This window comes from Ensifer sp. GW823-FHT05D09 (assembly GCF_058795755.1).
In genome coordinates, this window is record NZ_JBXAIA010000001.1 from 747425 (window position 1) to 769591 (window position 22167).

A 22167-nucleotide genomic window follows, 5' to 3' on the forward strand; every position below is an offset into this window, starting at 1 on the left:
CGCCCGCTGACCTATTCTGGTGCGGGCGGTTGTCCGTTGGGCTGCCGCGGAGGAAGAAACCGAAGGAGGCCGTCATGAACAAACCTGTCATCACGCAGGCAATGATCGACGCTTACGACGAATATACACACCTCAGTCTTGATCGCCGCCGGTTCATGGAAACGCTGACGGGGCTTGCCGGCTCGGCCGCGGCCGCCGCCACCATCGCACCACTTCTTGCCGCCAGCAGCGCCAAGGCCGAGATTATCGCCGATACTGACAATCGCATCGTCGGCGAGGACATTTCCTATCCCGGTGCTGACGGTGACATGAAGGGTTATCTGGTCCGTCCGGCCAACATGACCGGCAAGCTGCCCGCCGTCATCGTCATCCACGAGAACCGCGGGCTCAATCCGCATATTCGCGATGTCGCCCGCCGGATGGCACTTGAAGGTTTCATCGCGCTCGCACCTGATTTCCTGTCGCCATCGGGCGGCACGCCTGTTGACGAAGACAAGGCACGCGAGATGATCGGCGCCCTCGATGCCGGCGAAACCAACGCGGATGCCGTGGCAACCGTCGCGTTTCTCGAACAGCACGCGCAGTCGACCGGCAAGGTCGGCGCCATCGGCTTCTGCTGGGGCGGCGGGCTGGTCAATCGGCTTGCGGTCAATTCACCGGATCTCAAGGCTGGCGTCGCCTACTACGGTGCCCAGGCCAAGGCCGAGGACGTGCCGAAGATCAAGGCAGCGCTTCTGCTGCATTACGCGGGCCTCGACGAGCGCATCAATGCGGGTATCGACGCCTATCGCAAGGCCCTGACGGACAATGGCAAGGACGCGACGATCTATGTCTATGACGGCGTCAACCATGCCTTCAACAACGATACGTCAGCCGCCCGCTACGACAAGGCTGCAGCCGACCTCGCCTGGAGCCGCACCGTGGAGTTCCTGAAGGCGAAGCTCGCCTGAGCGGCGCGATCGAGCAATCGGTTCGGGCCGACCGGGCAGTGATGATAATCCTCCTGCCGCCCGGACTCCGCGTTGCAACAAAAAGGCCGCGCGCCCTGGGATGCGCGGCATTGTCGTGTGCGCCGAGGTGCCTACCAGCCCGGAAGCATATGGCTCTGCCGCAGGCGCGGATAGCGCGGAAAGCCCTTGATGTCGCCATCGATGTCATCGTTGACGGTGATCGGCGTGATGTTGTCGAGGCAGGCGGTGATGTGGTTGGTGATCGCGTTCGACAGCGACGGCGAAAGGCCCGGGCGCTTCATGATGCCGATCTGTACCGGCGCAAGCGCCGGAAAGCCATCAGCGAGCGTCAGCACCTTCATGCCTGGACGAAGGGCTGATTCCGGCAGGACCGAAACCGCCATGCCGGCGAGCACGGCCGCGGCGACCACGGTCGATGACCAGCTGGTAAAGAGGATCTGATATTCCTTGCCGGTCGCGTCGAGTGCCGCACAGGCCGCCTGCCGCCACTGGCAGTCGCGTCGCCCGACCGCAAGCGGGATCGGCGCGTTTTCCGGTAGCGGATGGTTGATCGAGCTCACCCAACAGAGCGGCTCGGTGCGCACCACGTCAGACGCGCGGGCGCGCGGATTGTGCGTGACCAGCGCGATGTCGAGATCGCCCTTGGCCATCTTTTCCGCAAGGTCCACCGACGGTTCGCAGATGATGTAGAGCTCGACGTTCGGATGGGTCTTGGCAAACCGCACGATGATCTCGGGCATGTAGCGGTCGGCATAGTCATCCGGCGTGCCGATGCGCAGCGTGCCTTCCAGGCGATTGTCGTCGAAGGAGGCCATCGCCTCGTTGTTGAGGCGGATCATCCGGCGCGCGAAATTGAGCAGCCGGTCGCCCTCCACGGTCAGCCGGTTGCCGCGGCCGTCCTTCATGAACAACGGTTTGCCGATGCGCTCTTCCAGGCGCCGCATCTGCATGGATACGGCCGACTGTGTCTTGAAAACCCGGTCGGCGGCCTTGGTGAAGCTGCCCGTGTCGGCGATCGCGACAAAGGTTTGCAGCTGATCAATGTCAAGCGGTGCGGACATGGCCGTGATACATCCATAAGATTGTTTGATGAATATCATTAAAAACATTCGTTGGACTGATCAATAAGGATTTGCGATCTATCAGGGGCAAATTTCATTGATCCCGACCGGCAGCAAGTGCCGGTTCACCCCAAGTTCCCTGGCCCACCCCTGCGCATGACCTCGCGCAGGGGACGGGTTTCTTCGTGCCTGAAAAAGGAGTCCCGTCATGCGCACGACCGACCACGTCCTCGATCTCGACCTCGTTGCAGGAAAGCAGTCCCATGCTTCCCGCGCCGCTGGCGTTGTCGGCGTGATGACGGCTGCATGGCGCATGTTCAGGAACCGATGCGAAATCGCGCGTCTGAATGAACTGGATGACCGTCATCTGCTCGATATGGGGTTACGACGCGAAGATGTCCGCGAGGCGATCACCTCGCCCTTCTTCGACAATCCCGCCAGCTATCTGACGCGCGCGTCGCGAAACCGCGTGAGCCTCTTCTACAAGGGGATCCGTCACGACTGATTTCCCCATGGCGCATCCCGCCGCTTGAGATGCGCCAATCGAGCATGATCCGCGCAAGCTGCCGCCAACGCGGATCATGCTCCGAGTTTCGAAAGTTTCGGTGCTGCCGCTTCTATCGCGCGCCAAACGTTCCCCGCAGGGTAGAGCCAATAGACCCTGCCGCTTGGCCCGGTACATGAACCAAGACATGTACCGGGCCTTTTTCTTATCCACGCAGTTTGAATGTGTGGGGAGTGCCTGGGCTCAGGCCTTGTTGCCGTTGCCCGACTTGTAGCTGTCGAACAGCGCCTCGATGTTCTTCTGATATTCCTTCTGCATCTCCAGTCCGCTGTCGAACATGCTGTTCATCATCTGCGAGAACTGGGCGGCGGCAGGGTTCTCCGCAGCCGGCTTGGCTGTCGCGCCTGCCCCTGGTGGCTGCATCATGTCCTGGAATGCCTTCAGGAAGGGATTATCGGCAAAGAAGTCGGGCGCCTTGGCAGTCTCTTCCTTCTTGCCGGCGCCGAAGAAGCCCTGCATTGCCTGGGTAAAGGGATTGTCGAAGGGGTTGGCCTGCGGCTCCGGCTTCCTGGCAAGACCGGACGCCTCCATCCACTGTTGCATCATCGTCGCCATCGGGTTGTTGGCAAAGGCAGCATTCGCCCCGGCAAACTGGCCGGTTGCCTGCTTGAACAGACCGCCCATCAGCGTATCGGCCATAGCTGGCAGCATCTGCTTGTAGATCTCCTGGCTGATGCCGGTGACCTGGGCCGCCTGGGCTGCGATCGCGCGCGACATTTCCTTGGAGCCGAAGAGCTGCCCGAGAATGCCGTTGCCGTCGGCCATGCCTTGCGGCGTGAACGCCTGGCTGACGTCCTCGAAATATTTGGCATAGTTGCCGCTGGACATGGCCGTCAGCAGGGCGCCGAAATCGTAAGGGTTGGTCGTGTTGCGCTTGAAGGCGGCGGAAAAGGCCGGCAGCAGTGCAGCCGTGGCCTTGGCCATCTGCTCCTGGGCAAGCCCGAATTGCCGGGCCATCAGCTCCGTGGCCTGTCCGTTCTGTGCCTGCGTGAACATGTCAAAAAGCGGTGCCATCCCCGGTTCCCTTCGGCCAAACGACGTATGTCGTTGCACTATAACGGGAAATGTGACGTGGGAAACCGCTTTTTGATCCCAGACTTACGGTCTCAGTACTGGTACTCGGCAAAGACCGGATCGACCGAGCCGTTCCAGCGGCCGTTGTAGAGCGACAGCAGATCCTCGGCGAGCGTCGCCTTCTTGGCGAGCACTTCGTCAAGCGGTGCCAGGAACTGGCTTTCGTCGATGCCGTCGCCGTTCAGCCGGTTGCGCCGCTTCAGGCCTCCACGCGAGATGAATACCGCTTCACGGGCGATATCGTAGAGGTTGCCGGTGCGGAATTTGGTGTTGAGTGCCTGGGCGGGGACCGCGTCACGCAGGGTCCCGACCTCCTCGAAGGTCCAGTCGCGCGTCAGTTCTTCTGCGGCGGAGAGTGCTTCGCCGTCGTAGAGCAGGCCGACCCAGAAGGCCGGCAACGCGCAGATCCGGCGCCAGGGGCCGCCATCGGCGCCGCGCATTTCCAGGAAGCGCTTGAGGCGGACATCCGGGAAGAGCGTCGAGAGATGGTTGGTCCAATCGCCCATGTTCGGCTGCCAGTCGGCAATCTCGCCCTTGAGCGCCCCGTTCATGAACTGACGGAAGGTGACATGGGTGCAGTCGTGATAGTGACCGTCACGAACGACGAAATACATCGGCACGTCGAGCGCCCACTCGACATAGTCGATGAACCCGAAGTCTGGTCTGAAGGCTGCCGGCAGCAAGCCGGAGCGCTGGTTGTCGGTGTCGCGCCAGATGTCGCCGCGCCAGGACAGAAGCCCGTTCGGCTTGCCGTCGGTGAAGGGCGAGCTTGCAAACAAGGCGGTCGCCAGCGGCTGCAGCTTCAGCGACACCTGCATCTTGCGGCGCATATCCTCTTCCGAGGAGAAGTCGAGGTTCACCTGGATCGTGCAGGTGCGGTACATCATGTCCAGACCCTGGGTACCGACCTTGGGCATGTAGCGGCTCATGATGCCGTAGCGCGATTTCGGCATTTGCGGCGTTTCGTCAAGCGTCCATTTCGGGCTGCCGCCGATACCGAGGAAGCGAATGCCGAGCGGCTCGGCCACTTCACGCAGGACGGCCAGATGCTGGTTCGATTCCTTGCAGGTCTGGTGCAGGTTTTCGAGCGGCGCACCGGAGAGCTCGAACTGGCCGCCCGGCTCCAGCGAGATCGCGCCATTGCCCGAATGTTCGGCAAGGCCGATGATGTTGCCCTCGTCGACGATCGGTTCCCAGCCGCTCTTTGCAGCCATGCCGTCGAGCAGCGCCTGGATGCTGGCATCGCCGAAATAGGGCACAGGGCTGTTGTCCGCCTTAAAGAAGGCGAATTTTTCATGCTCCGTTCCGATCCGGAACCGTTCCTCCGGTTTCGAGCCCGCCGCGAGGTAAGCGGTCAGGTCAGCGACAGAGGTTACCGGCGTCTGGTCGGTGGTATCTCGGGCCATGAGCGTCTTCTTTTGCTTGAGCGGTTCCGCCGGAAGGCGGAAGTGGATGGTGGCTGCTTGAACCGTAATCAGGTGCGGTGCAAGTCAATTTCTTTCAAGATCTATTCAAAAAAAGTATGTGCCGTGCTTGCTTGCAGGCGACCGGTCAATGCCAATCACCGACCGTTGCCTGTATGACGGCCATCGCCGCAACCGCTGCGGTATCGGCCCTGAGAATGCGGGGGCCGAGTGGGATGGCGGTGACGAAATCGAGGCTGCGCAGCAGGGTTCGCTCGCTGTCGGAAAAGCCGCCTTCGGGCCCGATCAGCAGTGCCAGCTTCCTCTCCTTGATGCCGGTGAGGATCGGCAGTGGGTTCTGGCTGTCGCTGCCTTCGTCGCAGAAAATGATGCGACGATCCGCAGGCCACCCCTGCAGCAGGTCTTCAAGCCGCCGCGGCTCTTCCACGGTGGGAATGCCGAGCACGCCGCATTGTTCTGCGGCTTCGACGACATTGGCGCGTACCCGATCGAGATTGCCGATCTTGCCCTGGACATGTTGCGTCATCACCGGCTGCAACACGCCGGCGCCCATTTCCACCGCCTTCTGCACGAGATAGTCGAGGCGGCCGACCTTGAGCGGCGCGAAGAGATAGACGAGATCGCAAGGGGCCGGCTGCGGCCGGGTCTGCTCGACGGCGGTCAGGATCAGGCGTTTCTTGGAGGCAAGCGAAAGCTCGGCCCGCCACTCGCCGTCACGGCCGTTGAAGACGAGAATGGAGGCACCGTCCTCGTAGCGCAGCACGTTGATCAGATAATTGAACTGTTCCTTGGTCGCCTCCTGTGTCGAGCCGGCCAGAAGCGGGTGCTCAACGAAAAGACGCTGCATGCGAAAATTGGCGCGCATGGGAATACCTTCACATGAAAATGGCGGAAAGAACGAGATAGACGACGGCCGAAAGGGCGGCAGAGGCGGGAACGGTAATCACCCAGGCGGCAATGATCGTCAGGAAATGCGAACGACGGACAAGACGGCGACGGCGGACCTCGGCAAAGTTGGTCTCGGTCTGCTCCATGAAGTCTGCGTGTCCGGTCTTCTGGCGGACATATTCGAGCCGCCGCTTCGAATGGCGGGTATACCATTCGCGAAAGAAGCCGACGCCGAAGACGGCGCCGACCGCCGTATGGGTCGAGCTGATCGGCAAACCCAAGGCAGACGCGAGCAACACGGTGACCGCGGTTGCGAGCGCAACGCAGAAGGCGCGCATCGGGTTGAGGCGGGTAATTTCCTGGCCGACGACGCGGATCAGGCGCGGGCCGTAGAGCAGCAGGCCGATGGAAATGCCGATGGCGCCGATCGCCAGTTCCCAAAGCGGCGTCGGCGATGTCTGCGTGGTGATGACGCCATCAAGCGCCGAGACGATTGCCGCGAGAGGGCCGATGGCGTTGGAGACGTCGTTGGCGCCATGAGCGAAGGAGAGCAGCGCGGCCGACAGGATCAGCGGCGCACGAAACAGCTTGCGCAGCGACTGGTTGCGATTGTCCAGCCCCTCCGATTGGCGGCGGATCCAGGGCTTGCTGAGGAAGTAGGTGGCTATGCCGACGGCAACACCGAGGCCGAAGCCTGATGTCAACGAGATTGCGGCAACCTGAACCAGCGCGATCACGGCGAGATAGGTGGTGAAACTCCCGGCCGTCACGCCCAGAAGCACCGGCATCCAGCGTCGGGCCGATGCGATCTTGTCCTCGCGGTAGATGATGAATTCCTTGAGAAAGGCAAGGAAGGCGGCGGCGATGACGCCGCCGAGGATGGGAGAAATCGACCAGCTCGCGGTAATGCCGGCCAGCGGCCACCATTGCACGCTGGAGACGCCGGCAGCGGCGATGCCTGCGCCGACGATGCCGCCGATGATGGAATGTGTGGTCGACACCGGCGCGCCGGAATAGGTGGCGATGTTGATCCAGACGGCCGATGAGGCGAGTGCCGCCATCATCACCCAGACGATCGTCTCAGGGCCGAGAATATGCTCGCCGTAAATAATACCCGCCTCGACGGTCAGGGTTACCTGCCGGCCGGCCAGCATGGCGCCGGCGATTTCGAAGACGGCGGCGATCGTCAGCGCCGTCACCATCGACATTGCCTTGGCGCCGACCGCCGCGCCGACGTTGTTGGTCACGTCGTTGGCGCCGATGTTCATGGCCATGTAGCCGGCGATCGCTGCGGCGGCGATGATGATCGGCGCGGTTGCCGAGTTCGTCACGAAGCTTGCGGCAAAGGCCATGCTGAGCAGCAGGAACAGGAAAGCGAGGCCAGGTGCGGCCAGACCACGCATCACTTGCTGCGACGCCTCCTCGGCAAGGCTGAACTTGTCGAGGTCCTTGTCGAGCGTCTGCTTTTCAAGGCGCATGCGCGGCTTTGCCAATGGTGATCTCCTTTGTCACAGTGGCCACTACTGCCACTGTGGGACGCATTCAAGCGGAATTGATGTTGGTCTGCAAAGCTGTGCAAAAGGCAGCGGCAAGATCGCCCGCTGGGGCTAGCCGCTGACGACCTTCGGGGCGGGCGAGGGCGGCGTCGCCATTCGGCTGCCAAAGGCCAGGATGAGATCCTTCAGCGTCGGCTCGGCGACGCGGCTAGCGGCTTCCTGGTAGGCGACCCATTCCAGTTTCCGCGTGCCTTCCTCGGGGAAGTGCTTGCAGAGGTCGTCGACCTCCAGGGCATGCACCTGGACCTTGACCGAGATCTTCAGGCCGTGATCCATGCGCTTCTTGTAGAGGTAGTGGCCGGCTGCAGCCTTCTGCACCCGACCCTTCACGCCAGCCTCTTCGTAGGCTTCACGTTCGGCCACTTCATGGGCGCGCTTGCCTCGCATCGGCCAGCCCTTGGGAATGACCCAGCGGCCGGTGTCGCGGCTGGTGATCAGCAGAATCTCGAGCGCCTTGGACTTCTTGCGAACCCGGTAACAGAGCGCCGCATATTGCATGCGCGCCGGTCGACGCAGCATAAGCTGCACATCGGATGCGAGCCGGTTCAGGAAGTTCAAGGTCGTTTGCTCTCCTCTTAGCGAATCAGTGTTCCCTGGGTTTACCGGCCAGTATGCCAGCGCAGCGTTGCGTGTAAATGTCGCGCCGCATCGGCTGGCGGATATGCGGCCAGCATCGCTGCAAACTGTGGTCCCTATGCGACAGAACATGGTGCTTCCGCGCCGGCCTTGCCAGCAGGGTGGCAACCGGGCGCTGGCCAGGCTTCAGCTCGCCTGGTCGCGTTGCTGCAGCCGCAGCCTTGCAATGCGTGCCCATTCGCCGGTGCGCTCCGCCTCGCGGGTGGAAGCGGCGACGAAATCGATATGGCTTTGGGCGGCGGCCTTGGCGGCTTTCGGGTCGCCTGCCATGATCGCGTCGTAGATCGCTTCGTGCTGCGAAAGCAGCCGGTCGCGCGCGCCGGGTGCATCGAAGACCGAATTGCGGTGAAAGAAGATCCCCTGCGTCAACAGCCGATAGCAGGCGCGCAGCGTGTGCATCAGGATGATGTTGTGGGCGCTTTCGCCAATTGCCTGATGCAGCTCGACGTCTGAGGCCAGTTCGTCGTTGAAATCGCCATCGCGATGGGCGGTTCGCATGCGCTCGATGATGCGCGTGAGGATGTCGCGATCGAAATCCGTGGCGCGGGTCGCTGCCAGTTCCGCAGTCAGGCCTTCCAGTTCGCGGCGATATTCCAGATAGTCCTGCGTCGCCTTGTGGTGGCGGCCGATCAGCTCGATCAGCGGCTTGGAAAAGACTTCGCCGACGACATCGGCAATGAAGGTGCCGCCGCCGTGGCGGCTCTCGACCAGTCCACGCGTCTCCAGTTCCTTCAATGCTTCGCGCAGAATCGGCCGCGATACGTCGAAGCGCTTCGATAGTTCCCGTTCGCCTGGCAGCCGGTCGCCGTCGCGCAGGATGCCTTCGAGGATCAGAAGCTCGATCTGCTGGACCACCTCGTCCGCAGTGCGGCTGTGGCTGATGCGGGCATAGAGGTCGATCTGGTCTTCGGTCACGCTTGGGTCTCCCATGCGCCGCAATCTAGGCATCGGCAGTCAACTGGTCAATTTCCTTGTCCACTTCGCGGCCCTCACTCGCTGCGTCTGACAAAAGTCAAACTGCGGCAATGCGTCCTTTTGCTTTTGCTCATTCGGTTGATAAGAAAGTGATGATGAACGCGTGAGGGGGACAAAGCGCTTCATGGCTAAGGGAAGTTTTGCATTTCCGGTTGCGCCGATGCGAGCGCAGGCACTGGGCGAGGTCCATTCGCGGCCTTATGCCCTGGTGGCGACGCCGCGCGTGATCTTTCAGCTCGCCTTTATGACCGAGGGCGGCTCGATCGTCGATCATGCGGTTCTGTCGGAACTGTCGCGTTCGCGCGGTATCGCCCCGCCCGGACGCGATGCCAACCACCACGCCATGGCCTGGGGGCAGGGAACGCTGCGCTGGGAGCGGCATACGGAATTTTCCACCTATTTCTGGGACGGCCCGGCGCCGGACCGGTTTGGCGGCGAGGTGGCGATCCACCCGTTCGGCGATGGCTTTTCGCCCCCCGGTTCGCTCATCTCGGGCATTCGCCTGGAGATCCGCGCGGATTCGCCGGAGACCCGCGAAGCGATCAAGGCCTTCGACCCGACCAGCCTTTGTTACAGCGAGACGAAAAACGGCCAAGCGATCCTCGTCACCGATTTTCGCCAGAACGGCGACGGCCTGACGCAGATCCTGGTGATCGACCGCGGCATGACCGAGGCCGGCACCGGCGCGCTGATCCAGCGCCTGCTCGATATCGAAACCTATCGCACGCTGGCGATGGTCGGCCTGCCGCTGGCGCAGTCGCTGTCGCCGGAAATCCGCCGCACCGAAGACGGCCTGACGGCGATCACCCAGCGCATGAAGGAGAACGTCCGCGAAGAGGCGGACGACATGCTGGCGGAGATCACGAGGCTTGCAGCCGATCTGGAGGCGGGTGCTGCGCTTAGTCTTTATCGCTTCGGCGCCAGCCGCGCCTATTACGGCATCGTCCAGGAACGCATCCGCACGCTCGCCGAGACGGCCGTTCCCGGTTACGAGACCATCGGCACCTTTCTCGAACGCCGGCTGGCGCCGGCCATGCGCACCTGCCAGTCGGTCGAAGAGCGCCAGGCGAACCTGTCGCGCAAGCTCGCCCGTGCGACAGCGCTTTTGCGCAGCTGGGTCGATGTCGAGCTGGAACGGCAGAACAGCGCGCTCCTGAACTCGATGGATCGTCGGGCAAAGTTGCAGCTGCGGCTGCAGCAGACCGTCGAGGGCCTGTCGGTCGCCGCCATTTCCTATTATGTCGTCGGGCTGTTCGGCTATCTCGCCAAGGCAGTCAGCCACGAGCTGCCGATCGATCCCGGCCTTTTGACCGGTCTTGCGGTGCCCTTCGCGGTGGCTGGCGTCTGGCTCATCGTTCGCCGTATCCGCCACCATCACGGCGACGGTGAGCACAAGTAGCGCCTACTGCTCCCAGTAGGGAACGGGCCCGTAGAGCGTGGCGAGATAATCGATGAACAGGCGCACCTTGGCCGGCAGGAACTGCCGGCTCGGGTAAACCGCCGACAGCGTCAGATTCTTCGAACCTTCCCATTGCGGCAGCACCTGCACCAACTGGCCGCTGCGCAGCTCCGGGCCGATATCCCAGGTCGAGCGCAGCGCAATGCCGGCACCGGCGATCACCGCCGCGCGTACGATCTCCGACGAGTTGGTCACAAGCGGTCCTTCGGGATGCCAGACCAGCGAGCCTTCGGGGCCTTCGAGCTTCCAGTTGTCGTTGTTGTGGGCGGGCAGGCAGAAATGTCGGGCGAGTTCGCCGATCTCGGTCGGCGCGCCGTTGCGGGCAATGTAATCGGGCGAGGCGCAGAGCAGCCGGCGGACCGGCGCGAGCTTGCGCGCCACCAGGCTCGAATCGGTCAGTTCGCCGATGCGCACCGCCATGTCGAAGCCGTCGGCGACGATATCGGTGAAGTCGTCGGTCAGCACGATATGCAGCTTGAGGTCCAGATGGTCCTTCATGAAGCCGGTCAGATGTGGCGCGATATGCATGCGTCCGAAGGATGTGGGCGCCGAAATGCGAAGCACGCCCTGTGCCTGCGAAGAACGCCCCGAGGCATAGGCTTCCGCCTCCTCGATGCCCGTCAGGATACCAAGCACCCGGTCGTAGAAGCCCTGTCCCGCCTCGGTCAGCGAGATTTGCCGGGTGGTGCGCTGCAGGAGCCGCGTGCCCAGCCGATCTTCCAGCCGCTTGATGCGTTTGGAGATGACCGCCGGCGAAAAGCCGAGTGTCCGTCCGGCCGCCGACATGCTGCCTGTGGAAACGACGCGTGCAAAAATCTCAAGATCGCCTAAATTCGTCATCAATCGTTGCCATTGTTTCCGAAATGGAAAAACTCAATAGCATTTGCGAGGGCGCAGTCCTAGTGGTAAAGAAAATGAACCAATTGACATCCGGGCGGAGGATTTGATGGCGGAAACGATCGGCTTTCTGCAGCCAAGACCTGCCGTCATTGCCCGGCGTCGCGAGATCGCCGCCGATCTGGCTGACCTGCTGCCGGCAGGCTGTCTCATCAGCGACGAGCGCGGGTTGAAGCCGTTCGAGACCGATGCCTTCATCGCCTATCGCCGCATGCCGCTTCTTGTCGCCTTGCCCGAGACGACCGAACAGGTCGCAGCAGTGCTCAAATATTGCAGCCGCTACAACATTCCCGTCGTGCCGCGCGGTGCGGGCACGTCGCTTTCCGGCGGCGCCATCCCGCAGGAAGACGCTGTCGTGATCGGGCTGTCGAAGATGTCGCGGATCCTCGACGTCGACTTCTTCAATCGCACCGCGACGGTCCAGGCGGGCGTCACCAATCTCAACATTTCCGAAGCCGTTTCCGCCGACGGCTTCTTCTACGCGCCCGATCCGAGTTCGCAGCTCGCCTGCACCATCGGCGGCAATATCGGCATGAATTCCGGCGGCGCCCATTGCCTGAAATACGGCGTCACCACCAACAATCTGCTCGGCGTGAAGCTGGTGCTGTTCGACGGCACGATCGTCGACCTCGGCGGCAAGGCGCTCGATGCGGCAGGCTATGATCTGCTCGGGCTCGTCTGCGGCTCGGAAGGCCAACTCGGCATCGTGACCGAAGCAACCGTGCGGCTGATCGCCAAGCCCGAAGGCGCCCGCCCGGTGCTGTTCGGATTTGCCTCGTCGGAAGCGGCCGGCGCCTGCGTCGCCGACGTCATCGGTTCGGGCATCGTTCCGGTCGCCATCGAGTTCATGGACAAGCCGGCGATCGAGATCTGCGAAGCCTTTGCCCATGCCGGCTATCCCCTCGATGTCGAGGCGCTGCTGATCGTCGAGGTGGAGGGCTCGGAAGCCGAGATGGATGCGATGCTTGTCAGCATCATAGAGGTTGCCCGTCGCCATGGCGTCACCACCATCAAGGAAAGCCAGTCGGCGCTCGAGGCGGCGCTGATCTGGAAGGGGCGCAAGTCGGCATTCGGCGCGACCGGACGCATCGCCGATTACATCTGCATGGACGGCACGGTGCCGCTCAGCCAGCTGTCCCACGTTCTGCGCCGCACCGGCGAGATTGTCGCCTCCTATGGCCTGCGCGTCGCCAATGTCTTTCATGCCGGCGACGGCAACATGCACCCGCTGATCCTCTACAACATCAACGACCCGGAGGATGCGGCGCACGCCGAAAGTGCGGGCAACGATATCCTGAAGCTCTGCGTTGACGCCGGCGGGTGCCTTACTGGCGAACATGGCGTCGGTATCGAGAAGCGCGATCTCATGCTGCATCAGTTCACCCAGACCGATCTCGACCAGCAGATGGCGGCGCGGGCCGCCTTCGATCCGCAATGGATCCTGAACCCATCCAAGGTCTTTCCGCTCGAAGGGCGCCCCGCCGCATGATCGTGCATTTCGAACCCGCGAGCGAAGAGGGGATCGCGACAGTCGTTCGGGCGATGGCCGCTGACAGGGCGTCGCTTGCCGTCATCGGCGGCGGTACGCGATCCGGTCTCGGCAATCCCGTGCGTGCCGATCGGGTGCTGTCCACCCGTCGCCTCTCCGGCATCGTCAGTTACAATCCGGCGGAAATGACCGTCAGCGCGCTTGCCGGCACACCGCTCTCCGAGATTGAGGCGGCACTCGCCGAAAACCGGCAGATGCTGTCCTTCGAGCCGATGGACCATCGCCCGGTCTTTGCAACGACCGGCGAGCCGACGATCGGCGGGGTCTTTGCGGCCAATGTCTCCGGGCCGCGGCGGATTATCGCCGGCGCCGCCCGCGACAGCCTGCTCGGCGTGCGCTTCGTCAATGGCAGCGGCGATGCGATCAAGGCTGGCGGCCGGGTGATGAAGAACGTCACCGGCCTCGATCTGGTCAAGCTGCTGGCCGGCTCGCACGGCACGCTCGGCATTCTGACCGAGGTGACATTTCGCGTGCTGCCGAAGCCGCCGGCCTCAGAGACCGTCGTGGTCTCAGGCTTGAACGATGCGGAGGCTGCGGCCGTGATGGCGGAAGCCATGGCGCAGACGGTCGAGGTTTCGGGGGCTGCGCATCTGGCCGAAAGCGTGCGCGGCCGGTTCGTCGGCGGTGGCCTGCCGGATGGCGCCGCGACCGTGCTTCGGCTCGAGGGTTTGCCGGCGTCTGTCTCCATCCGCGCCGAAAAACTGGCAAAGGCGCTCGAAAGGTTTGGCGCGGTGACGCGGCTCGACGGGCAACGGACGGCGGTGCTCTGGTCGGAGATCCGTGATGTGAAACCCTATGCCGATGGTACGGACCGACCCCTCTGGCGCGTCTCGGTGGCGCCCTCGGCAGGCCATCAGCTGGTGGCCGCCTTGCGGCTGCAAACCGGGGTCGACGCCTTCTACGACTGGCAGGGCGGACTTGCGTGGTTGCGCATGGAAGCCGATCCCGAGGCGGCGCTGGTGCGCCGTTACATCAAGGCACTCGGCGGCGGCCATGCGACCCTCGTTCGCGCGAACGACGGTTTCCGCGCGGCCATCCCATCGTTCGAGCCGCAGCCGGCGCCCGTCGCGCTCTTGAGCGAACGCGTGCGAGAGAAATTCGACCCGCAGCGGATCTTCAATCCCGGCCGGATGCAGGCCGTCTCCTGAAAACCGACACTTGAGCAGACAGGGAGGTATCGATGAGTGACAATGGTCCGCAGGCTCCGCTTCCCAGAGAGACCGACCGCTGGCTGGAGCCTGGAAAGATCAACGTACAGGTCATCTATGTGCTCTACCTCGTCGCTTTTGCCGTCGGGATCACGGCCATCATCGGCGTGGTCATCGCCTATCTCAATCGCGGCAAGGGGGCGCCCTGGGTCCAGACGCATTATACCTGGGCGATCCGGACGTTCTGGATCGCAGTGCTGTTCAGCGTCATCTCGGCTCTGTTGATGGTCTTGCTGATCGGGTTCCTGGGGTTTATCGCCACCGCCGTGTGGATCGTCGTGCGCTGTGTTGTCGGGCTGCAACGCGCCGCCCGCGAAGAGCCGATCAGCAATCCCGAAAGCTGGATGGTCTAATCGCGCGCCGCGCGGAACCAGTGCCGCCTTGCGAGAACGGCACGCGAATACAAGAGCTTGAAGCCGCAAACGATCTCCGGGGGATCGCGATGCGCATCAGGGGCAGGGCCCCGACATTGGAGTAAGCGTTTGCAGACCAATTTTACGCCCGCGCAGCTTGCCGATCCGCATGTGGCCGAATCCGAGGCCATCCTGCGCAAGTGCGTACATTGCGGTTTTTGCACCGCCACCTGTCCCACCTATGTGACGCTCGGCGACGAGCTCGACAGCCCGCGCGGTCGCATCTACCTCATCAAGGACATGCTGGAAAACGGCCGGGCCGCCGACACCGAGACCGTGACCCATATCGATCGCTGTCTGTCCTGTCTCGCCTGCACGACAACGTGCCCGTCGGGTGTCGACTACATGCATCTGGTCGATCACGCCCGCGTTCACATTGAAAAGACCTACAAGCGGCCGTTGAAGGACAGGCTGGCCCGCGCGGTTCTGGCGCAGGTTCTGCCTTACCCCTCGCGCTTTCGCTTCGCATTGAAGGCGGCGGCTCTTGGAAGGCCCTTTGCCAGTGTCCTCAAACGAGTGGCGGCGCTCAAGACCTTTGGCGTGATGCTCGATCTGGCGCCGAAGGCGGTGCCGGAGCCTTCGATAACTGCGGTACCGGGCACGCATGCCCCCAGCGGCAAGCGCGTTGGCCGCGTCGCGCTTTTGAACGGTTGCGCCCAGCCGGTATTGAAGCCGGAGATCAACGAGGCAACCATCCGTCTCCTCACCCGTCTCGGCATCGAGGTGGTCGTCTCTCCCGGGGAGGGCTGTTGCGGTGCGCTGGTGCATCACATGGGGCGGGAAGGCCAGGCGCTCGCTGCCGCCCGGCGCAATGTCGATGCCTGGCTGAGTGTGGCGGAGGAGGGTGGTCTCGATGCGATCATCATCACCGCCTCCGGCTGCGGCACGACGATCAAGGACTACGGCCACATGCTGCGCCTCGACCCCGCCTATGCGGAAAAGGCGGCACGGGTCTCGGCCATGGCGAAGGACATCACCGAATATCTGGCGACGCTCGACCTGCCGGCGCAAGACCCGCGCGGCATGACGGTCACCTATCATTCCGCCTGTTCGATGCAGCACGGCCAGAAGATCACCATGGCACCGAAGCAACTGTTGAAGCAGGCGGGATTCGTCGTGCGCGATCCGGCCGAAGGCCATCTCTGTTGCGGCTCGGCCGGCACCTACAACATCCTGCAGCCGGAGATCTCTGAAAAGCTGAAAGCCCGCAAGGTGAAAAACCTTGCGGCGACCAAGCCCGATGTAATCGCCACCGGCAACATCGGCTGCATCACCCAAATCGCCACCGGTACGTCCATCCCGATCGTCCACACGGTGGAACTGCTCGACTGGGCCTATGGCGGCGCCAAGCCAGCCGGATTGTAAAACGAAAAATGCCGGCGCCATGCGCCGGCATTCGTGTCTCAGGCAAGCGGATCAGCCGCCGAAGATCTGGCGGAAGATGTCGACGCCGCGGTCGTTGAAGTAGGTATCGCCGGTCTTGCTGCCAGGCCCGATGACGATGACCTTGGTGCCGACGTCGGCGCGCTCATAGAGGTGCTCGACGTCGTCGTTCATCATGCGGATGCAGCCGGAAGACATGTTCTGGCCGATCGTCCACGGCTGGTTGGTGCCATGGATGCGGAAGATCGTGTCGCGGCCGCCCTTGTAGAGATACATGGCGCGCGCGCCGAGCGGGTTGTCGATGCCGCCCTCCTGGGTGACCGGCAGGATGCGGCCCTTGGCCGCTTCGCGTACACGCATTTCCTTTGGCGGCGTCCAGGTCGGCCATTCCGCCTTGCGACCCACTTTCACCACGCCCGACCAGCCGAAGCCTTCCCGGCCGACGCCGATGCCGTAGCGGGTCGCGCGGTTCGGCCCGTCGATGTAGTAGAGAAACTTGTTGTTGGTATCGACAATGATCGTGCCCGGAGCTTCGTCGGTGCTGAAGCGAACCTTTGTGCGCCAGAACTGTTTCGGCGGCTTTTTCTGTGCCGCGACAAGAACGACATCGCTGCTCTTGGGAGTGCTTGAGGATGTCGGCGCTGGCGTGAAAGCCTGGGCATTGGCGGCGGCAAGAATAGTGCTGGCCGCGATGACGATCGCGACCAAATTGCTGGCATGACGTTTCATATATGATTCCCTCTGAGCCCTCGTTACATCAAGGCTATGCAAAACGACCCGAAGTGCAAGTCCGGGACACAACCGATAGATCAAACGTGATCACGGATTTTGTATCTTGGGCCTCGCCTGTTGCCTGAAGATCACGAACAGACAACAGCAAGACGTACGGAGCGGGGGAATATTCTATGGTCGGTGTCAATTATATGACGATAACCTTCGTGCCGACATTCACCCGTTCATAGAGATCGACCACATCCTCGTTGCGCATGCGGATGCAGCCTGACGAAACGGCGTAACCGATCGTCCAGGGCGCATTGGTGCCGTGGATGCGGTAGAGCGTCGAGCCGAGATACATGGCGCGGGCGCCAAGCGGATTTTCCGGGCCGCCGTCCATGCGTGCCGGCAGGTAGTGACCTTTGGCCGCTTCGCGCGAAATCATCTCCTTCGGCGGCGTCCAGCTCGGCCATTCCGCCTTGCGCGTGACCTTGTGGGCGCCGGCCCATTCGAAGCCCGGCTTGCCGACGCCGACACCGTAACGGCGCGCCTGGCCGTTGCCGGTGACGAGATAGAGGAAGCGATTGTTGGTATCGATGACGATCGTGCCGGCTTTTTCCTTGCCGTCATAGGCGACGGTCTGCGGCAGGTACTGCGGATCGAATTTCGACTTGACGGGGCGCTGGGCGCGGGTGGCGTTGACCGGCTGGACCAGCGGCGCGCCGACGCGGCGCTTTGCCTGCGGCTGCACCGTCTGGCCCTGATAAAACTGTTTTCGGGTGGTTGCCGGAATCTGCTGGCGGTAGAGGACCCGGCGCGCCTGCTGTGGCTGGCCGCCGAGCTGCATGACCCACGGGGCAGTCAGGTCGGGGCTGACGATCACCGGCGGCCGGTTTTGGTACCGGTCCTGGGCTTCCACCTGGCTCGCGACGAGGGTGAGCATGGATGCGGCTACAAGAAGGGATTTTTTCAACATCGGACGGACTCGCTACCTTTCGCCGAAACGTATCAAAATGGCGCGGCCAGCCGGAGAACGGGTCTCCGGGACGGTCGGCATGCGCCTTGGCAATGCGGCAATCGTGTCATCGCGGCGCCACGGAATGGTAAACGGCAGCCTGTCAAAGGAGCGAAGCGCCGATAAAGCTTTGGGTAGGGTTATCCGTCGCTTTAGGAATCTGGTTTGTGAATGGTAAATGGGCAGGAACAGGATGAAACGGGGCGGATGATGACGACCAAGGGCATAATGATCGGCGAAGACGGCCTTGGGCGCTGCGCCTGGCAGAGCAATCTTGACGACTACAGGCGTTATCACGACGAGGAGTGGGGACGGCCGGTGACGGACGACCGACGCCTGTTCGAGAAGATCTGCCTCGAAGGCTTTCAATCCGGCCTCTCCTGGCTGACGATCCTCAGGAAGCGCGAGGCGTTCCGCGCCGCCTTCGCCGGCTTCGACTTCGATGAGGTCGCGACCTTCGGCGACGCCGACATCGAGCGCTGCCTTGGCGATACCGGCATCGTGCGCCATCGCGGCAAGATCGTCTCGACCATCAACAACGCCCGGCGCGCCCAGGCGCTCAAAGCCGAATTCGGCTCGCTTGCCGCCTATTTCTGGTCGCACGAACCGGGTGTCGACGAGCGGCCCGCATTTGTCAGCTACGAGGTGATCGCCGCCAACCCGACGACACCGACCTCGACGCGCATCTCCAAGGATCTGAAGAAGCGCGGCTGGACCTTTGTCGGCCCGACGACGATCTATGCCTTCATGCAGGCCATGGGCCTCGTCAATGATCACATCGAAGGCTGCCATTGCCGTGGCGTGGTCGAGGGCCTGAGGCAGGGCCTCTCGCGGCCGGTGCCGCAACTGGCTTGAGTATTCTTGGTCGCGGCTCGCAAAGATAGGCGAGCAGGGTCGAAGGCGCAGGCAAGAAGGCGCTTTGCGCCGCGCAAACCCTTGCCGCCCATGCCTCGATCCGGTAGGGAAAGCTCCAAACCCGCTGACAGCCCGGAATGCTCCCCATGACCGAGAAACAAAAGAAACCGCAGAAGCTCAAGGCGCGCCTGCCGCGCGGCTTCGTCGATCGTTCGGCCAACGATATTCGCGCCACCGACGAGATGATCGTCAAGATCCGCGAAGTCTACGAGCGGTACGGTTTCGATCCGGTCGAAACGCCGCTGTTCGAATACACGGACGCGCTGGGCAAGTTCCTGCCCGACAGCGATCGCCCGAACGAGGGCGTGTTCTCGCTGACGGACGACGACGACCAGTGGATGTCGCTGCGCTACGACCTGACGGCGCCGCTTGCGCGCCACGTTGCCGAGAACTTCAACGAGATCCAGCTGCCCTTCCGCACCTATCGTGCCGGCTATGTTTTCCGCAACGAGAAGCCAGGCCCGGGCCGGTTCCGTCAGTTCATGCAGTTCGATGCCGACACGGTCGGTGCCGCCGGCGTCCAGGCGGACGCCGAAATGTGCATGATGATGGCCGATACCATGGAAGCGCTCGGCATCAAGCGCGGCGACTACGTGATCCGCGTCAACAACCGCAAGGTTCTCGACGGCGTCATGGAGGCGATCGGGCTTGGCGGCGACGACAAGGCTAATGATCGCCTGACGGTGCTGCGCGCCATCGACAAGCTCGACAAGTTCGGCCCCGAAGGTGTGCGCCTGCTGCTCGGCGAGGGCCGCAAGGACGAAAGCGGCGACTTCACCAAGGGTGCAGGACTGAGCAGCGAGCAGATCGACAAGGTCCTGTTCTTTGTCGGCATCCAGAACTATGCCGAAAGCGCCGACGACCTCGCAGCACTCGTGTCAGGCACCGCCAAGGGCGGCGAGGGTGTCCAGGAACTCAACACCATCCGCAGCCTGGTTGTCAGCGCCGGCTATGAGGCCGACCGCATCAAGATTGACCCTTCGGTCGTTCGCGGCCTCGAATATTACACCGGCCCGGTTTTCGAGGCCGAGCTACAGTTTGCCGTCACCAACGAGAAGGGCGAAAAGGTCGTCTTCGGTTCGGTCGGCGGCGGCGGTCGCTACGACGGTCTCGTCTCGCGCTTCATGGGCCAGCCGGTTCCGGCCACAGGGTTCTCGATCGGCGTCTCGCGCCTGATGACCGCGCTCAAGAACCTCGGCAAGCTCGGTTCGGCCGAGGTTGTCGCTCCGGTTGTCGTATGCGTCATGGATCGTGACATCGACAGCATGGGCCACTACCAGCGCTTCGTGCAGCAGCTTCGCCATGCCGGCATTCGCGCCGAGATGTACCAGGGCAACAAGAAGAATTTCGGCGACCAGCTGAAATACGCCGACCGTCGCGGTGCGCCGCTGGCGATAATCCAGGGCGGCGACGAGCGCGCTGCTGGTCTGGTGCAGATCAAGGACCTGATCGAGGGCAAGCGCCTCTCGGGCGAAATCGAGGACAATGCGGCCTGGCGCGAGGCGCGGGTGGCGCAGGTCTCGGTGCCGACGGGCGATCTTGTCGAAAAGGTGCGTGAAATGCTCGCGGCACAGGCCGAGGACCGGGCAAGGGCTGGCTGACGGCGATGCCTCTGATCAACCTTCCCGCCTTCTCCGCTGACCTGCTTGCCGATTTCGAAAGCCTCGGCACGCTTCGGGTCGACACGCCGGTGATCCAGCCGGCCGAGCCGTTTCTCGCCATGGCCGGCGAGGATCTTCGCCGCCGCATCTTCATGACCGAGAGCGAGACCGGCGAGAGCCTCTGCCTGCGGCCGGAATTCACCATTCCCGTCTGCCTTCGCCACATCGAAACGGCGACGGGCACGCCCAAGCGCTATGCCTATCTTGGCGAAGTGTTCCGCCAGCGCCGCGAAGGCGGCAATGAATTCTATCAGGCCGGCATCGAGGATCTCGGCGATACCGATATCGCCGCTTCCGACGCGCGTGCGGTCGGCAATGCCATGCGGGTGGTTGCCAATCGGCTTCCCGGCCGCAGCCTGACGGTAACGCTCGGCGACCAGGCGGTGTTCGAAGCGGTCGTTGGTGCCTGCGGCCTTCCCGGCGGTTGGCAGAAGCGGTTGATTCACGCCTTCGGCGATCAGAAACATCTGCAAAAGCTGCTGGCCGAGCTTGCCGATCCTAAAGCCGCTGGCGTCTTCGGGCCCGAAGTCGAGCGACTGGCGATCAATGGCATGCTCGATGACGAGGCGCGGCTTGTCGCCCATATCGGCGAAACCATGGAGGCAACTGGCTATTCGACCAATGCCAGCCGCTCTCCGCAGGACATTGCCCGCCGGCTCAAGGAAAAGATGGAGCTGGCCAATACAAGGCTCGATCCGGAAACGCTGGACCTCGTGCGTGAATTCCTGGCGCTCGACATGCCGCTCGCAGAAGCGCCGGCCGCCCTTTTCCGCTTTGCCGAGAAGACCGGCCTGACGCTCGACGGCGCACTCTCGCGTTTCGACGCCCGGGTGGCAGCGCTTGCCGCTGTCGGTGCCGACGTCTCCGTCATTCGCTACCGCGCCGCCTTTGGCCGCCCGCTCGATTATTACACTGGTCTCGTCTTCGAAGTCGAAGTCGAGGGCACGCCGGCCGTGCTTGCCGGTGGCGGGCGCTTCGACCGGCTTCTGACCCTGTTGGGCGCGCAGGAGCATATCCCCGCCGTCGGCTTCTCGCTCTGGCTCGACCGGATCGAAGCGGCAATCGCTGCCAGCGGAGGTGCCGCATGACCATCACCATCGCTCTACCGTCCAAGGGGCGGATGAAGGACGACGCCTCGGCGATCTTCGAGCGCGCCGGCATGAAGATCGTCGCCGTTGGCAACGACCGCTCCTATCGCGGTCGCGTCGAAGGCTGGGATGATGTCGAGATCGCCTTCCTGTCCGCCTCCGAGATCTCGCGCGAACTCGGCAACGGCTCGATCGATTTCGGCGTTACGGGAGAGGACCTTGTGCGTGAGGGCCTTGCCAATGCCGACGCCCGCGTCGAATTCTGCGCCCGCCTCGGCTTCGGCCATGCCGACGTCGTCGTCGCCGTTCCGGAGATCTGGTACGACGTCGACACCATGGCCGATCTCGGCGACGTCGCCGCCGACTTCCGCGCCCGCCATGGCCGGCGCCTGGCGATCGCCACCAAATACTGGCGGCTGACGCAAAACCATTTCTCCGGCAGTCACGGCATCCAGCTCTACCGGATCGTCGAAAGCCTCGGCGCGACCGAGGGCGCGCCGGCGTCCGGCTCGGCCGATATCATCGTCGACATCACCTCGACCGGCTCGACCCTCGTTGCCAACCACCTGAAGATCCTGACCGACGGCGTCATCCTCCGGTCGGAAGCCTGCCTGGTGCGTGCCCGCAAGCCGGCGCATGATAGTGACCCGGTCGTCGGCCGCATTCTTTCGGCCGTGCGCGACGCGCTTTGAACTCTGAAACGCGCCGCGCCGGT

At 63.1% G+C, this 22167-nt stretch carries 21 protein-coding genes; 11 read left to right on the forward strand and 10 right to left on the reverse strand.

Going from position 1 to position 22167, the window contains the following annotated elements; genetic code table 11:
* Positions 1-74 precede the first annotated feature (74 nt).
* Entirely contained in the window at positions 75-950 is an 876-nt protein-coding gene (locus AC1Q80_RS03715) for a dienelactone hydrolase family protein (protein ID WP_209787368.1), read from the forward strand.
* A 131-nt stretch (positions 951-1081) separates the two neighbouring features.
* On the opposite strand, the gene AC1Q80_RS03720 is transcribed toward AC1Q80_RS03715, so the two are convergent.
* Entirely contained in the window at positions 1082-2032 is a 951-nt protein-coding gene (locus AC1Q80_RS03720; RefSeq protein WP_025426032.1) for a LysR substrate-binding domain-containing protein, read from the reverse strand.
* Between the two features lie 208 nt (positions 2033-2240).
* Between AC1Q80_RS03720 and AC1Q80_RS03725 the strand changes: the two genes are divergently transcribed.
* Positions 2241-2537 (forward strand): YjiS-like domain-containing protein, encoded by a 297-nt coding sequence (locus tag AC1Q80_RS03725; protein WP_209787365.1) that lies wholly within the window; start codon positions 2241-2243, stop codon positions 2535-2537.
* A 243-nt stretch (positions 2538-2780) separates the two neighbouring features.
* Here AC1Q80_RS03725 and AC1Q80_RS03730 read toward each other — a convergent pair whose 3' ends face one another.
* The 6 genes from AC1Q80_RS03730 to AC1Q80_RS03755 form a co-directional block, all read right to left on the reverse strand.
* Positions 2781-3611 (reverse strand): DUF937 domain-containing protein, encoded by an 831-nt coding sequence (locus AC1Q80_RS03730; RefSeq protein WP_209787363.1) that lies wholly within the window; start codon positions 3609-3611, stop codon positions 2781-2783.
* Positions 3612-3703: 92 nt separating this feature from the next.
* Positions 3704-5077, reverse strand: a complete 1374-nt coding sequence (locus AC1Q80_RS03735) for a glutamate--cysteine ligase (RefSeq protein ID WP_173419110.1) — start codon at positions 5075-5077, stop codon at positions 3704-3706.
* A 145-nt stretch (positions 5078-5222) separates the two neighbouring features.
* Positions 5223-5960: a 16S rRNA (uracil(1498)-N(3))-methyltransferase gene (locus tag AC1Q80_RS03740; protein ID WP_492359655.1), complete on the reverse strand. Its 738-nt coding sequence runs from the start codon at positions 5958-5960 to the stop codon at positions 5223-5225.
* A 10-nt stretch (positions 5961-5970) separates the two neighbouring features.
* Positions 5971-7476, reverse strand: a complete 1506-nt coding sequence (locus tag AC1Q80_RS03745) for an inorganic phosphate transporter (RefSeq protein WP_173419112.1) — start codon at positions 7474-7476, stop codon at positions 5971-5973.
* A 114-nt stretch (positions 7477-7590) separates the two neighbouring features.
* A complete protein-coding gene (locus AC1Q80_RS03750) occupies positions 7591-8097 on the reverse strand; it encodes an NUDIX hydrolase (protein WP_173419113.1) in 507 nt (168 codons plus the stop codon).
* 204 nt (positions 8098-8301) lie between these two features.
* Positions 8302-9090, reverse strand: coding sequence for a FadR/GntR family transcriptional regulator (locus AC1Q80_RS03755; RefSeq protein ID WP_327795805.1), 789 nt, complete (start codon positions 9088-9090; stop codon positions 8302-8304).
* A gap of 184 nt (positions 9091-9274) precedes the next feature.
* Here AC1Q80_RS03755 and AC1Q80_RS03760 point away from each other — a divergent pair, with 184 nt between their 5' ends.
* Complete coding sequence (locus AC1Q80_RS03760; protein WP_173419115.1) at positions 9275-10549, forward strand: DUF3422 family protein; 1275 nt, start codon at positions 9275-9277, stop codon at positions 10547-10549.
* A 3-nt stretch (positions 10550-10552) separates the two neighbouring features.
* Here AC1Q80_RS03760 and AC1Q80_RS03765 read toward each other — a convergent pair whose 3' ends face one another.
* A complete protein-coding gene (locus tag AC1Q80_RS03765) occupies positions 10553-11449 on the reverse strand; it encodes a LysR family transcriptional regulator (RefSeq protein WP_173419116.1) in 897 nt (298 codons plus the stop codon).
* 106 nt (positions 11450-11555) lie between these two features.
* Here AC1Q80_RS03765 and AC1Q80_RS03770 point away from each other — a divergent pair, with 106 nt between their 5' ends.
* The 4 genes from AC1Q80_RS03770 to glcF all read left to right on the forward strand — a co-directional run bounded on the left by AC1Q80_RS03770 (position 11556) and on the right by glcF (position 16041).
* Positions 11556-12995 (forward strand): FAD-linked oxidase C-terminal domain-containing protein, encoded by a 1440-nt coding sequence (locus tag AC1Q80_RS03770; RefSeq protein ID WP_173419117.1) that lies wholly within the window; start codon positions 11556-11558, stop codon positions 12993-12995.
* Entirely contained in the window at positions 12992-14203 is a 1212-nt protein-coding gene (gene glcE / locus AC1Q80_RS03775; protein ID WP_492359656.1) for a glycolate oxidase subunit GlcE, read from the forward strand. Before AC1Q80_RS03770 ends, glcE begins: the two co-directional genes overlap by 4 nt.
* 32 nt (positions 14204-14235) lie before the next feature.
* Positions 14236-14616: a DUF4870 family protein gene (locus AC1Q80_RS03780; RefSeq protein ID WP_173419119.1), complete on the forward strand. Its 381-nt coding sequence runs from the start codon at positions 14236-14238 to the stop codon at positions 14614-14616.
* 129 nt (positions 14617-14745) lie between these two features.
* On the forward strand, positions 14746-16041 hold the full coding sequence (gene glcF, locus AC1Q80_RS03785) for a glycolate oxidase subunit GlcF (RefSeq protein WP_492359657.1): 1296 nt from the start codon (positions 14746-14748) through the stop codon (positions 16039-16041).
* Between the two features lie 51 nt (positions 16042-16092).
* On the opposite strand, the gene AC1Q80_RS03790 is transcribed toward glcF, so the two are convergent.
* Together AC1Q80_RS03790 and AC1Q80_RS03795 are read right to left on the reverse strand one after the other, a co-directional pair.
* Entirely contained in the window at positions 16093-16788 is a 696-nt protein-coding gene (locus AC1Q80_RS03790; RefSeq protein WP_492359658.1) for a L,D-transpeptidase, read from the reverse strand.
* 190 nt (positions 16789-16978) lie between these two features.
* Complete coding sequence (locus AC1Q80_RS03795) at positions 16979-17749, reverse strand: L,D-transpeptidase (protein WP_492359659.1); 771 nt, start codon at positions 17747-17749, stop codon at positions 16979-16981.
* Between the two features lie 249 nt (positions 17750-17998).
* Here AC1Q80_RS03795 and AC1Q80_RS03800 point away from each other — a divergent pair, with 249 nt between their 5' ends.
* The 4 genes from AC1Q80_RS03800 (at position 17999) to hisG (ending at position 22144) form a co-directional block, all read left to right on the forward strand.
* Positions 17999-18643 (forward strand): DNA-3-methyladenine glycosylase I, encoded by a 645-nt coding sequence (locus AC1Q80_RS03800; RefSeq protein WP_173420956.1) that lies wholly within the window; start codon positions 17999-18001, stop codon positions 18641-18643.
* 146 nt (positions 18644-18789) lie between these two features.
* Positions 18790-20304, forward strand: a complete 1515-nt coding sequence (gene hisS, locus AC1Q80_RS03805) for a histidine--tRNA ligase (RefSeq protein ID WP_412728314.1) — start codon at positions 18790-18792, stop codon at positions 20302-20304.
* A 5-nt stretch (positions 20305-20309) separates the two neighbouring features.
* Positions 20310-21452, forward strand: coding sequence for an ATP phosphoribosyltransferase regulatory subunit (locus AC1Q80_RS03810; RefSeq protein ID WP_173419124.1), 1143 nt, complete (start codon positions 20310-20312; stop codon positions 21450-21452).
* On the forward strand, positions 21449-22144 hold the full coding sequence (gene hisG, locus AC1Q80_RS03815; RefSeq protein WP_173419125.1) for an ATP phosphoribosyltransferase: 696 nt from the start codon (positions 21449-21451) through the stop codon (positions 22142-22144). The genes AC1Q80_RS03810 and hisG overlap by 4 nt, the downstream gene beginning before the upstream one ends.
* Positions 22145-22167 lie beyond the last annotated feature (23 nt).

Coding starts and splice junctions, on each gene's coding strand:
- AC1Q80_RS03715 (WP_209787368.1), top strand. CDS start 75: ATGAACAAACCTGTCATCACGCAGGCAATGATCGACGCTTACGACGAA.
- AC1Q80_RS03720 (WP_025426032.1), bottom strand. CDS start 2,032: ATGTCCGCACCGCTTGACATTGATCAGCTGCAAACCTTTGTCGCGATC.
- AC1Q80_RS03725 (WP_209787365.1), top strand. CDS start 2,241: ATGCGCACGACCGACCACGTCCTCGATCTCGACCTCGTTGCAGGAAAG.
- AC1Q80_RS03730 (WP_209787363.1), bottom strand. CDS start 3,611: ATGGCACCGCTTTTTGACATGTTCACGCAGGCACAGAACGGACAGGCC.
- AC1Q80_RS03735 (WP_173419110.1), bottom strand. CDS start 5,077: ATGGCCCGAGATACCACCGACCAGACGCCGGTAACCTCTGTCGCTGAC.
- AC1Q80_RS03740 (WP_492359655.1), bottom strand. CDS start 5,960: ATGCGCGCCAATTTTCGCATGCAGCGTCTTTTCGTTGAGCACCCGCTT.
- AC1Q80_RS03760 (WP_173419115.1), top strand. CDS start 9,275: ATGGCTAAGGGAAGTTTTGCATTTCCGGTTGCGCCGATGCGAGCGCAG.
- AC1Q80_RS03765 (WP_173419116.1), bottom strand. CDS start 11,449: ATGACGAATTTAGGCGATCTTGAGATTTTTGCACGCGTCGTTTCCACA.
- AC1Q80_RS03770 (WP_173419117.1), top strand. CDS start 11,556: ATGGCGGAAACGATCGGCTTTCTGCAGCCAAGACCTGCCGTCATTGCC.
- glcE (WP_492359656.1), top strand. CDS start 12,992: ATGATCGTGCATTTCGAACCCGCGAGCGAAGAGGGGATCGCGACAGTC.
- AC1Q80_RS03780 (WP_173419119.1), top strand. CDS start 14,236: ATGAGTGACAATGGTCCGCAGGCTCCGCTTCCCAGAGAGACCGACCGC.
- AC1Q80_RS03790 (WP_492359658.1), bottom strand. CDS start 16,788: ATGAAACGTCATGCCAGCAATTTGGTCGCGATCGTCATCGCGGCCAGC.
- AC1Q80_RS03795 (WP_492359659.1), bottom strand. CDS start 17,749: ATGTTGAAAAAATCCCTTCTTGTAGCCGCATCCATGCTCACCCTCGTC.
- AC1Q80_RS03800 (WP_173420956.1), top strand. CDS start 17,999: ATGACGACCAAGGGCATAATGATCGGCGAAGACGGCCTTGGGCGCTGC.
- hisS (WP_412728314.1), top strand. CDS start 18,790: ATGACCGAGAAACAAAAGAAACCGCAGAAGCTCAAGGCGCGCCTGCCG.
- AC1Q80_RS03810 (WP_173419124.1), top strand. CDS start 20,310: ATGCCTCTGATCAACCTTCCCGCCTTCTCCGCTGACCTGCTTGCCGAT.
- hisG (WP_173419125.1), top strand. CDS start 21,449: ATGACCATCACCATCGCTCTACCGTCCAAGGGGCGGATGAAGGACGAC.